Origin of the sequence: Sphingomonas sp. (assembly GCF_042096255.1) — a bacterium.
Classification (GTDB): Bacteria; Pseudomonadota; Alphaproteobacteria; order Sphingomonadales; family Sphingomonadaceae; genus Sphingomonas.
Genome location: NZ_JBELLZ010000006.1, coordinates 13,156 through 25,345, shown reverse-complemented (window position 1 = coordinate 25,345; position 12,190 = coordinate 13,156). Strand labels below are relative to the sequence as shown.

The 12,190-nt window shown below is 68.2% G+C and carries 7 protein-coding genes; 3 read left to right on the top strand and 4 right to left on the bottom strand.

Annotated features, from left to right (window positions below; all coding sequences use genetic code 11):
* Positions 1 to 67 precede the first annotated feature (67 nt).
* Entirely contained in the window at positions 68 to 6,586 is a 6,519-nt protein-coding gene (locus ACFDTH_RS02195) for a M10 family metallopeptidase C-terminal domain-containing protein (protein ID WP_375285867.1), read from the bottom strand.
* A gap of 173 nt (positions 6,587 to 6,759) precedes the next feature.
* Here ACFDTH_RS02195 and ACFDTH_RS02190 point away from each other — a divergent pair, with 173 nt between their 5' ends.
* Both ACFDTH_RS02190 and ACFDTH_RS02185 read left to right on the top strand, forming a co-directional pair.
* Positions 6,760 to 7,842, top strand: a complete 1,083-nt coding sequence (locus ACFDTH_RS02190; RefSeq protein WP_375285866.1) for a helix-turn-helix transcriptional regulator — start codon at positions 6,760 to 6,762, stop codon at positions 7,840 to 7,842.
* Positions 7,843 to 7,846: 4 nt separating this feature from the next.
* On the top strand, positions 7,847 to 8,701 hold the full coding sequence (locus tag ACFDTH_RS02185; protein ID WP_375285865.1) for an HpcH/HpaI aldolase/citrate lyase family protein: 855 nt from the start codon (positions 7,847 to 7,849) through the stop codon (positions 8,699 to 8,701).
* A 65-nt stretch (positions 8,702 to 8,766) separates the two neighbouring features.
* Here ACFDTH_RS02185 and ACFDTH_RS02180 read toward each other — a convergent pair whose 3' ends face one another.
* Together ACFDTH_RS02180 and galE are read right to left on the bottom strand one after the other, a co-directional pair.
* Positions 8,767 to 9,615: an HpcH/HpaI aldolase/citrate lyase family protein gene (locus ACFDTH_RS02180; protein ID WP_375285864.1), complete on the bottom strand. Its 849-nt coding sequence runs from the start codon at positions 9,613 to 9,615 to the stop codon at positions 8,767 to 8,769.
* Complete coding sequence (galE, locus tag ACFDTH_RS02175; protein WP_375285863.1) at positions 9,612 to 10,610, bottom strand: UDP-glucose 4-epimerase GalE; 999 nt, start codon at positions 10,608 to 10,610, stop codon at positions 9,612 to 9,614. The genes ACFDTH_RS02180 and galE overlap by 4 nt, the downstream gene beginning before the upstream one ends.
* Positions 10,611 to 10,671: 61 nt before the next feature.
* Here galE and msrA point away from each other — a divergent pair, with 61 nt between their 5' ends.
* Complete coding sequence (msrA, locus tag ACFDTH_RS02170; RefSeq protein ID WP_375285862.1) at positions 10,672 to 11,214, top strand: peptide-methionine (S)-S-oxide reductase MsrA; 543 nt, start codon at positions 10,672 to 10,674, stop codon at positions 11,212 to 11,214.
* A 31-nt stretch (positions 11,215 to 11,245) separates the two neighbouring features.
* On the opposite strand, the gene ACFDTH_RS02165 is transcribed toward msrA, so the two are convergent.
* Positions 11,246 to 12,163, bottom strand: coding sequence for a calcium-binding protein (locus ACFDTH_RS02165; RefSeq protein WP_375285861.1), 918 nt, complete (start codon positions 12,161 to 12,163; stop codon positions 11,246 to 11,248).
* Between the last annotated feature and the right edge of the window lie 27 nt (positions 12,164 to 12,190).

Sequence of the window (12,190 nt, the reverse complement as noted above, 5' to 3'; positions counted from 1 at the left end):
GGCGTCGATCGCAACGCCTGCCCGCCGCCCGTGGGGAGGGCGGCGGGCAGACGGCTCCCCCCGGAGCTCAGAAGACGAAGTTGGTGAAATCGAGATGGTGGCCGCTGAGCTCGATCGTGAAGTCGGGCGCCTTGTCGCCGGTGACCTCACCGAACACCCGCGTCACATCCAGAGCGGAGTCGTAGACCAGCCGGATCTGGCCGGCACCGGTGAAGGTGTTCACCAGCTTGAACGCCTGATTGCCGGCGGCCTTGCTGTTGGCGTCGATCGCCGAGAGATCGATCCAGTCTTCGCCCGCGAGATCGGTGATGGTGTCCGGCGCGCTGCGAAGGCTTTCGCGGATGACGGTGAAGACGAAGGTGTCGGCGCCGAGCCCGCCGGCCAGCAGGTCCTGCCCGGCACCGCCGGTCACCCGATCGTCGCCCTCGCCGCCGTCGATGATGTCGTTGCCGTCACCGCCCACCAGGCTGTCGTTGCCGATTCCGCCCTGGAGCAGGTCCAGCCCGATCCCGCCGTCCAGCATGTCATTGCCATCGTCGCCCGATAGCACGTCGTCGCCATCGTCCCCGGAAACGATGTCGTCGCCCGCATCGCCCTGGATCGTGTCCGCGTCCTCACCACCGGCAATCGTGTCGATGCCGTTGCCGCCCTGCAGCGCGTCGTCGCCCGTGCCGCCGTCGAGCCGGTCGTCGCCGTCCTCGCCGTATAGTCGGTCGTCCTCCGCCTCGCCGTAGAGCCGATCGTCGCCGATGTCGCCGAACAGCAGGTCCGCGCCGGCGCCGCCATAGCCGCGGTCGTTGCCTTCGCCGCCCTCGATCAGGTCTTCGCCCGCATCGCCGTAGAGCACGTCGTTTCCGGCCTCGCCGTACAGCGTGTCCTCGGCGTCGCCGCCCCGGACGGTGTCCACGCCGGCACCGGCGACGATGAAGTTCGCGGTGGCGGCGCCGGTCAGCGTGTCGTTGAAGGCGGAACCGACGATGTTCTCGAAGCCGGTGATCGTGTCCAGCCCCGCTCCGCCGGTGTCCTGCTGGGCGCTGGTCGCCAGGTTCACCGTGACCGCCGCTTTCGCGCTGGCATAGCTGACCGTGTCCGTCCCCAGGTTGCCCTGGAGCACGTCGTTGCCCATCCCCCCTTCGAACCACGTCTCGCCGTCGTCGCCGACCAGCGTGTCGTCAAAGGCGGAGCCGATGATGCCCTCGATGCCGACCAGCGTGTCGGTGCCTGCCGCGGTGCCGGTGGCCTGTGTCGGGATGCGCAGATCGATCAGCACGCTGCCGGAGACCGCCGCATAGGACAGGGTGTCGCGCCCCGCACCCCCGTCGATATAGTCGTCGCCAGAGTCGGCGGTGATCGTGTCGTCACCCTCCTGACCGTAGATGGCATCGCTGCCCACGCCGCCCAGCAACGTGTCGTTGCCCGCGCCGCCCTCCAGCCGGTCGTTGCCGTCCTCGCCCAGCAGCGTGTCGTCGTCCTCCTGGCCGTAGAGCTCGTCATTGTCGGCGCCGCCCTGCAGGCGATCGCTGCCGAATTCGCCGTAGAGCCGATCGTTGCCGAAGCGGCCGAGCAGCCGGTCGTCACCGTCGCCGCCGTGGAGTTCGTCGGCGTCATCGCCGCCATCGACCGTGTCGTTCCCGACATCACCGAACAGCCGATCGGTGCCCGCGTCGCCGAAAAGTCTGTCCGCGCCCGCCTCGCCATAGGCGATATCATTGCCCTGCCCACCCGAGACGGTGTCCACGCCCGCACCGGCCTGCATGTAGTCGTCGCCGCCGTTGCCGTTCATGCGGTCGTCGCCATCGACGCCATACATCCGGTCCGCGGCGTCGGTGCCGTTCAGCCGATCGGTCCGCGCGGTGCCGGCGATCGCCTGGAAGGTGCCCTCCACGAAGTCGGACAAGCGCACGTCGGCGATCGTGCCGCGTGCGAACTCGATCGCGAGGTCATTGCCGGTCAGCGTGAGGTCACGGTCAAGGTCGAAGACCAGAACCGTGCGGGTCTGGCCCTCGACGACAGCACGGGTCCAGAACGCCTGAATGAAGCTGGTGCCGAGGTCCGTGCCGGGCAGCGCGCCGCCGTCCGCGTAAGAGGCGGCGCTCATCTCGCCGCGGAAGATCACCGGGATGCCGCTGTCCTGCGGCTCGTCGTAGCGGCCCCGGGTGATATAGTTGCCGCCGTACACGAAATCGAGCACCAGCTTGTCGCCGTCGGCGCGGGTGAAGTCGGTGATCAGGTGCGCCGCGCCGAAGCTGCCGGCGACCCCGCTCCAGCCGAACCGGAAATAGTCCGCGCCGGCACCGCCGGTGGCGGTCGAACGCGAGGGCACCAGGCCGCTGTAATAGGTCGAATAGTTCAGCCAGATGCTGTCGTCGCCGGCCTCGCCCAGCAGCGTGTTCACACCGCCATTGCCGACTACGGCATCGCTGTTGTTGCCGCCGCGCAGCGTATTGACGCCGCTGCCGCTCCACAGCCAGTCGTCCCCCGAGCCGCCGTTGAGCGTGTCGTCGCCATTCTCGCCATAGACCGTGTCGTTGCCGGCGTTGGCCGCGATGGTGTCGTTGCCGGCGCCGCCACTGATTTCCGTGCCGAACGACGACCCGGTGATCGTGTCGTTGCCGGCGCCGCCCTCGACCCGGCTGGTGCCGACAAAGCTGATCGTGTCGTCGCCGTTCTCGCCTACGACATAGGCGTTGCCGGCGCCCGCGCTGATCTCGTCGTTGCCCTCGCCGCCGTAGATGCTGCCTCCGCCATCGCCGCCGGACAGGAGGTCGTTGCCATCGTCGCCGTAGATCTGGTCGTAGCCGGCCTCGCCGAAGATGCGGTCGATACCCGCCCCGCCGCGCAGTTCGTCGTCCTCGGTGCCGCCGCGCAGCGTGTCATCGCCATCGCCGCCGAACAGTCGGTCATTGTCGGCCCCGCCGCTCAATGTGTCGTTGCCGAACCCGCCTTCAAGCCGGTCGTTGCCGGCGTCGTCGGTGATCGTGTCGTCGCCATCCAAACCGAAGATCGTGTCAGCGATCAGCCCGCCGACCAGCGCTTCCGCCGCGGCGGTGCCGACGATGGTGACGAAGGTGCCCTCGTAGAAGTCGGAGATATCGACCGAATCGATCGTTCCCGCGGCGAACTCGATGGCGAGGTCGTTGCCGGTCAGCGTCAGATCGCGGTCGAGATCGAACACCAATACGGTGCGCGCGGTGGCGCCGGTGCCCGCGCGAGTCCAGAACGCTTGGATGAAGCCGTTGCCCAGGTCTTCGCCGGGCAGCGCGCCGCCGTCGACATAGGCGGCGGCGCTCATCTCGCCGCGGAACACCACAGGAATGCCGCTGTCATACGGCTCATCGTAACGTCCACGCGTGATGTAGTTGCCGCCGTAAACGAAATCGAGGATCAGCTTGTCGCCCTCGGCGCGGTTGAAGTCAGTGATCAGGTGCGCCGCGCCGAAGCTGCCGGCGACGCCGCTCCAGCCGAACCGGAACCAGTCGGCAGCCGTTCCGCCGGTCGCGGTGGAGCGCGACGGGACAAGCCCGGTGTAATAGGTCGAATAGTTCAGCCAGAGGCTGTCGATGCCCGCGCCGCCGTTCAGCGTGTTGGTGCCGCCGTTAGCGTAGAGCACGTCGTTGTTGTCGCCGCCGTTCAGCGTGTTGGTGCCGGTTCCTCCAACCAGCACGTCGCCGCCGCTGCCGCCGTCGAGCGTGTCGTCTCCGTCGTCGCCACGCAGCGTGTCGTCGCCGGCATTGCCGGAGATGGTGTCGTTGCCGCTCCCGCCGATGATCTCGGTCCCGAAGGAAGAGCCGGTTATGGTATCGTTGCCGGCGCCGCCATCGACGCGGTTGGTGCCGATGAAGGTGATCGTGTCGTCGCCGTTCTCGCCCTGCACATAGGCGTCGCCGGCGCCCGCGCTGATCTCGTCGTTGCCCTCTCCACCGTAGATGGAGCCGCCGCCGTCTCCGCCGGCCAGGACGTCGTCGCCGTCGTCGCCGTAGATCAGATCATAACCGGCGTCGCCGAACATCCGGTCGGTACCTGCCCCGCCGCGCAGCGTGTCGTTTTCGGTTCCACCGCGCAGGAGGTCGTCGCCATCGCCGCCAACCAGCAGGTCCTCGCTCGCACCGCCGATCAGCGTGTCGTTTCCGGCCCCGCCCTCGAGGCGATCGTTGCCGACGTCGTCGGTGATCCGGTCATCGCCGCCCAGACCGAAGATCGTGTCCGCAATGGCAGTGCCGGTGATCGTGTCCGCCGCCGCGCTGCCGATCTTGGTTACGAAGGTGCCCGCGACGAAATCGTCGAGACGGACGTTGGCGATCGTGCCGGGCGTGAATTCGATGGCCAGATCGGCGGCGGTGAGCACCAGGTCGCGGTCGAGATCGAAGACCAGCACGGTCTTCGCGGTGCTGCCCGACCCGACGCGCGCCCAGAACGCCTGGATGAAGTCGGTGCCGAGGTCCGCGCCTGGCAGGATGCCACCCGCGATGTAGAGCGCCGCATCCATCTGTCCGCGGAACACGACGGGAATGCCGCTGTCATAAACCTCGCCATAGCGGCCGCGAGTCGCGTAGTTGCCCGCCGCGCTGACGAAATCAAGCACCAGCTTGTCGCCTTCGGTGCGGCTGAAGTCCCTGATCACGTGCGCCGCGGCGAAGCTGCCCGCTACGCCACTCCAGCCGAAGCGGAAATAGTCCGCCTCGCTGCCGCCGGTCGCAATGGATTGCGAGGTGAGCAGGCCACTGTAGTAATCGGAGTAGTTCAGCCAGATGCTGTCGCTACCCGCGCCGCCGTTCAGCGTGTTGGTGCCGCCGTTGCCGTAGAGCGCATCGTTCTGGTCGCCGCCGTTCAGCATGTTGATGCCGCTGCCGCTCCACAGCGAGTCGCTGTTGGCTCCGCCATCCAGCGCGTCGTCTCCTTCTTCGCCGTAGAGCGCGTCGTCACCCGCGTTGCCGGTGATCGTGTCGTTGCCGGCTCCGCCGCGGATCTCGGTGCCGAACGAAGAGCCGGTAATGACGTCGTTGCCGCCGTCGCCGCTGATTGATCCGCTGCCGATCGAAGTGATCGTATCGTTGCCCTCGCCGCCTCGCCCGTAAGAGGACCCGGCGAGGCTGATGATATCGTCGCCACCTTCGCCGTCTACGTTGACCGATCCGCCTTCGACGCTGATCTGGTCGTTCCCGGCCCCGCCGTAAGCGCCGCCATTGCCGGTGCCTGCGGAGAGGATGTCGTCCCCGTCCTCGCCGTAGAGATAGTCGTCGCCGGCATCGCCGAAGATCGTGTCGTTGCCCGCCTCGCCGTGAAGCGTATCGTTCTCGGTGCCGCCGCGGAGGATGTCGTCGGCATTGCCGCCCCACAAGGTGTCATCGCCATAGCCGCCGCGCAGATCGTCGCTGCCGCCCAGGCCATATGCCAGGAGCGAGCGACTATTTGCCATCAGCAGGTCGGCGGCGGCGGTGCCGCGCCACACCAGGAAGCTTTCGGTGAAATCCTCCTCGATGAGGCTGGTCGCGCCATTGAGGTAGAAGAACAGGTCGAGCTCGGAGAATTGGCCGTTGTCGTCCACGTCCACCCAGACCTCGACCCGGTTGTTCGCCGCGTCGCGCTTCCACACCACGTCGGCGAAGCCGTCGCCGACCAGCGCATCGGGAAGCTGGATGCCGGAGGATCCGCCGGGAACGAAGATGAAGTCGACCGCGATCGTGTTGAACGCCACCGCGCGGTTCGCCGCATAGCTGGGCGTGTAGGGCGGCAGCACGATCCGGTCGCCGCCGAGGGTGCCGGCGCCCTCGAAGTCGGTGATGACGTCGATGGTGGAGGGAGAGGAGTCGGAGCGCGGCTGGTTGTAGGTGAAGGAGAAGGTGTCGAGCCCCGCGCCGCCCGTCAGCGTGTCGCCGTCCAGTCCGCCGATCAGCAGGTCCGCACCCGCGCCGCCGTGCAGCATGTCGATGCCGACCCCGCCGCTCAGCACGTCGTCACCCGCTCCCCCGATCAGCGTGTCCGCGCCCGCGCCGGCGGTGATCTCCATGCGCGTGGTGGCGAGTGAGCCGTCGAAGTAGAGCAGGTCCGTCTGGAGCTGGCCGCTCGCGTCCACGGTGCGGACGTTGGTCGCCGATGCCACCTTGAGACGGATCTGCCCCGCGCTGATCTGGAACCGCTCGACGTTGGTGACCGTCGCGTCGGTCAGCGTCACCAAGTTGGCATAGATTCCCGAAAGGACCAGCGTGTCCACCTCGCCAGGACCGCTCAGGCCACCGTCGATCCGGTCCGCCGCGGTCAGATAGGCGCCGACGCTGATCAGGTCGAAGCCTTCGCCGGCGCTCACGATGTCGTCGCCCGATCCGGTGTCGATCCTGTCGTCACCCGTTCCGCCGGTCAGTTCGTCCTTGCCGGCGCCGCCTTCGATGATGTCCGCGCCTTCGCCGCCGTCGATCGTGTCGTCGCCATCCTCGCCCCGAAGGATGTCGTCGCCGATGCCCCCGTTGATGATGTCGTTTGCCGCGCCGCCGGAGAGCTGGTCGTCGCCGCCGTTGCCGTTGATCGTGTCCGCGTCGGACGTCCCGAGATAGATGTCCGGATTCGTCTCATCGCCATTGAACGTCGCCATCCGTCCCGCTCCAGAACCTTCGTTGCCCAGGAGCGCCAACTTGGCCATATGCTCCCCCTCGGGCAGCCACTAAGGCTCTGGAAGCTTGAGGTCTTCCCCCGAAAGGGGGAAGACGGGCGGGAAATTCGGCAAACCTTTCATCGGGTCACGCGGATAAAGTGAGGGTGGGTCGGTTGGCACGGTCGCGTGGGCAGGTCTCCTGGGGTGCGGTGTTTCAGGAGGCCGCGCTGGAGCCAGAGCGCTGGCTGAGGGCGTTGCGGGTGCTGGCTGAGACGACAGGATCGGCGCGCGCGCAACTGATCGGGATCGGCAGCGCCGACGCGGTCGCGTTCAACTGGGTAAACGAATTCAGCGAGAAGGCGCTGGCGGACTATGCCCGGTCGGAACTCAACACGCCGCAGCAGAACTATCGCATCAACGCGAACCTGCACGCTGTCCCCGGCACCATCCTGTACGAAACTGACTATCGCGCCGCGAGCCTGCGCCTTGCCTCGGACGCCTATCTCGACTTCTGCCAGGACAATGACATTCCCTGGGGGTGCCAGACCAACCTGATCCAGGAAGGCGAGGCGCTGGTCGGGCTGGCGCTGCTGCGCCGCGAAAGCGACCGACCGACCAATGCCGCACAGCGCGCCGAGTTCGGCCGCGCGGCGGAGGCAGCGCGCATGGCGGTACGCCTCCAGCGCGCGGTGGAGGAGCAGGGCCATGCGCTGCTGACCGGTGCGCTGGAGGCGATGTCGGCGCCCTGCATGCTGCTCGACGGCAATGGCCGGGTGAGCGCCACCACGCCGAGCGCCGAGGCCGTCCTTGGCGCTGCGCCGGAGCTGCGGCTGGTTGAGGGGCAGTTGCTCAGCGACGATCCGGTGCTCGGGCGGACGCTGGCGTTGGCGCTGCGCGCCGTGCTCCTCGACCGGCGCGCGGAGCGCCTGATGCTGCACCACGGCCGGCGGCTCGACCTCTTCCCGCTGGCGCGCCGCGAATGGGCGCTGGGCTTCGCGCCCGCAGCCGTTGCGGTGTTCCGCGACCCCGATGCGGACCTTCGCGCCGCTGCCGCGCGCGTCACCGATCAGTTCGAGCTGTCACCCGCCGAGGCTTCGGTGGTCGCACTCATCGCGCAGGGTCGCTCGCGGCGGGAGATCGCGGTCGCGCGCAGTGTTTCCGACGAGACGCTCAAGTCGCAGTTCCGCGCGATCTATGCCAAGACCGGCTGCACGCGCGAGTCCGAGATCATGGCCCTGCTCGCACGCCTGAGGTGAGCCGATGACGATCCGCCCGCGCCGCAGCGCGCTCTACATGCCGGCGTCCAACCCGCGCGCGATCGCCAAGGCGCGATCGCTCGACTGCGATGTGGTGATCCTCGACCTGGAGGATGCGGTCGCGCCCGAGAAGAAGGCGGAGGCGCGCGACGCCGCCTGCGCCGCGGTGCGCGAGGGCGGGTTCGGGCGGCGCGAGCTGGTGGTGCGGGTCAACGCGCCGGGCACCGAATGGGCAGACGATGATCTCGCCGCGCTGGTGCAGGTGCGGCCCGACGCGGTGCTGCTGCCGAAGGTCTCCGCCCCCGAGACGCTGGTCGAGGTGCATGCGCGCCTGCCCGGCGTGCCGCTCTGGGCGATGATCGAGACGCCGCGCGCGATCCTCGACCTTGCCGCGATCGTCGGCGCGGCGGAAGCGACCGGGCTCGAGCTGCTGGTCGCGGGCACCAACGATCTCGTCAAGGACCTGCGCTGCCGGCCGGGCGAGAGCCGCGCACCGCTGCTGCCGATCCTCACCTCCATGGTCGTCGCCGCCCGCGCTTCTGGCCTCGCAGTGCTCGATGGCGTGTGCAACGCGATCGAGGAAGAGGCGCGGCTGGTGACGGAGTGCGAACAGGGGCTAGCCTGGGGCTTCGACGGCAAGACGTTGATCCACCCCGCGCAGATCGCTGCCGCCAACCGCGTGTTCACCCCTTCGGAAGCGGAGATCGCCTGGGCACGCACGGTGGTGGGGGCCTTCGGGCAGCCCGAGCACCAGGGTCGTGGCGCGATCCGGGTCGAGGGCAAGATGGTCGAGCGGCTGCACCTTGCCGAGGCGGAGCGGACGCTGGCGATCGCGGAGATATGCGGGGTGGAAGAGTAGCGCTTGAAGGCGCCCCTTCCCCTCTCCCTCTCCCCAGAGGGGAGAGGGTTAGGAAGACGGCGCACCTACGAGGCCCCGCTCTCTGCTCCCAGCAATCGCCGCGCCGCCATCAGATGCGGCGCGTCCACCATCCTGCCGTCGAGCTGGAGCGCGCCGACGCCCGGGTTGGCCTCGAACAGCGCCACCACGCGGCGGGCATGCTCCAGCTCGGCGTCGCTGGGCGAGAAGGCGGCGTTGATCACCGGCACCTGGCTGGGATGGATCGCCATCATGCCGGAGAAGCCGTCGCGGCGGCCGCGGGCGGCATAGGCGGAAAGGCCGTCGAGGTCGCGGAAGTCGGGATAGACCGTCTCGATCGCGGGCACCCCTGCGGCATGCGCGCCGAACAAGGTGAGCGCGCGCACCACCTTGTAGGGATCAGTATAGCTGCCGTCCGCCTCGCGAGAAGTCGTGGCGCCGATCGCGGCAGGCAGGTCCTCGGCGCCCCAGGTCACGCCCGCCAGCCGGGTCGCGACCGGCGCGAACGTTCCCAACCTGAACACCGCCGCGGGCGTCTCGCTGGCGACGGGGAGCACGCGATAGTCGCCGGCATGGCGATCGAGCAGGTGGCGGACCGATTCCGCACCTTCCGCCTTGGGCAGCACGATGCCATCGGGCGACAGGCCGGCGAGCGCGGCGAGATCGGCGGCGGCATCGTCGGTATCGATCGGGTTGACCCGCACGAACACTGCGGGAAGATCCTCCTCGCGCGGAGCCGCCAGGAACTCGGCGACCGCGCGCCGCGCCTCGCCCTTGCGCTCGGGCGCGACCGAGTCCTCCAGGTCGAGGATCAGCGCGTCGGCGCCAAGGCCGAGCGCCTTCGCCATCCGCTCCGGCCGGTCGCCCGGCACGAACAGCAGCGAGCGCAGCCTCACCGGTTCATCTCGGCGAGCTTGCGCTCCCAGGCGAGCGCGTCGCGGACGATGCCGTCGAGGTCGTCGCGCTTTGGCCGCCAGGGCAGCGCGGCGAGGATCGCGGCATTGTCGGCGACCAAAGCAGCGGGATCGCCCGCGCGGCGGCCTTCCAGACGGCGCGGGATGGCGACGTTGGTCACTCGGTCGACCGCGTCGAGCACCTCCAGCACCGAGAAACCGCGGCCATAGCCGCAGTTGAGGGTGTGGCTGCGCCCGGGCTCGGCGACCAGCAGGTCGAGAGCGGCGACATGCGCGTCGGCGAGGTCGGACACATGGATATAGTCGCGCACGCCGGTGCCGTCGGGCGTGTCGAAATCGGTGCCGAACACCGCGACGCCGTTGCGCTTGCCGGTCGCCGCCTCGACGCCGACCTTGATCAGGTGGGTCGCGCCCGCGGTCGACTGGCCCGATCGACCCTGCGGGTCCGCCCCGGCGACGTTGAAATAGCGCAGGCAGGCGTAGTTGAGCGGATGCGCCGCGGACACGTCGCGCAGCATCGCCTCGGTCATCAGCTTGGAGGTGCCGTAGGGATTGATCGGCACCGTCGGATCGCCCTCCGCCACCGGGATGCGCTGCGGCGTGCCGTAGGTGGCGGCGGTGGAGGAGAAGATGAAGTGCGGCACGCCTTCGGCCACCGCGGTCTCGATCAGGCTGCGCGAGGCGGCGGTGTTGTTGCGATAATATTTGAGCGGGTCGCTGACCGATTCGGGCACCACCACCGATCCGGCGAAATGCATGATCGCGCGGACGCTGTGGTCGCGGATCACCTGGCGGACCGCCGGATCCTCGACCGCCATCGTGTGCAGCCGGGCGCGCGGATCGACCGCCCAGTCGAAGCCGGTGACCAGATTGTCGACCACCACCACGTCATGGCCCGCATCGAGCAGCGCCAGCACCGCATGGCTGCCGATATAGCCGGCCCCGCCCGTCACCATCACGCTTCCGTCGAGCGCCATGCCTTGTCTCCTTTGCGGGCGCGTTAGCGGGTTCCTACATGGGCCGCAAAGGAGACATTCGATGACCGAATATGCGACGCTGGCCGGCGGCTGCTTCTGGTGCACGGAGGCGGTGTTCAAGGACGTGATCGGCGTCGAGAGCGTCGAGAGCGGCTATATCGGTGGCAGCGTGCCCAACCCGAACTACAAGCAGGTGTGCGGCGGCGATACCGGCCATGCCGAGGCGATCCGCGTCGGCTTCGATCCCGAACAGATCAGCTTTGCCGACCTGCTCGACATCTTCTTCGCGACGCATGATCCGACGCAGCTCAACCGCCAGGGCAATGACGTCGGCACGCAATATCGCTCGGCGATCTTCCCGGCGAGCAACATGCAGGAGGAGCAGGCGAACCAGGCGATCGCGCGCGCGCAGGCCGATCAGGCCAAGCCGATCGTCACGACGATCGAATATGCCGACGACTGGTATCCGGCGGAGGACTATCACCAGGAATATTGGGAAGGCGAGGGGCAGCGGAACCCCTATTGCCTGGCGGTGATCCCACCCAAGCTCCAGAAGTTGCGGAAGAGCTTCGCGGCGCGCAGCAAGGCGGCGGCGCCGGCCTGACCCGGCACCGCACGCCAGGCCCCCCCGGGCGCTAGAAGTAGAAGTCCGTTCCGTCCAACGCGGCGACGCCGTTCACCTTGAGCGTGAAATCGAACACGCCATTGCCGTCGGCGTCACCCTGGACCAGCATCCCGCCGTTGCCCGCGGCGATGCGGATCTCGGGCGCGCCGCCGCCGCTGAAGGCGGCGTCGCCGATGAACTGGACGGCGGCGGGATCGTCGATCCAGTCCCAGATCGCGATGTGATCCTGGCCGCGGACGAAGTCCATGACTTGGTCACGGTCTGTGTCGCGGCGCCCGCCGTCGATGGGCGCGAATATGAAGACATCGCTGCCGGCATTGCCCCAGAGCCGGTCGACGCCCGCACCGCCGCTGACGTAATCGTTGCCGTCGCCGCCCTGCACCTCGTCCGCGCCCTCGTCACCGTAGAGCGAGTCGTTGCCGTCCCCACCGAGGATGCGGTCGTCGCCTTCCTCCCCGCCGATCAGGTCGTCGCCCGCATCGCCGCGGATGAAGTCTTGGCCGAGATTGCCGAGCAGGAAGTCGTCACCCTCGTTGCCGCGGACCATGTCATTCCCCTCGCCCCCGTTGATCGTGTCGCGTCCCCGCGCACCCGACAGCGTGTCGTTCCCGGAACCGGCGTAGATCATGTCGTCGAGTTGCGAGCCGCCTATCGTAATGTCATCGGTCTCCCGCGCATACATGAACGCCTTGAGCCGTATCGGCGGCAGGCCGGCCTGGCTCTGGAGGATCGAGACGTCGTAGGTGCCGTCGCTGACATAGCCATGCCCATATTCGGTGGTGGCGAACGGATCGCCATCGTCATCCTGATCGGTGCGGATCACGTCTCTGCTGCCGTCACCCCAGTTGACGACGTACTTCGTGCTGTCCCCCGCAATGTTAAGCGAGCCGTAATTGTAGCCGATCCCCCACCATGTCGCCGTGAACATCGCCCTTCTCCCCGCCAGCATCAGTGC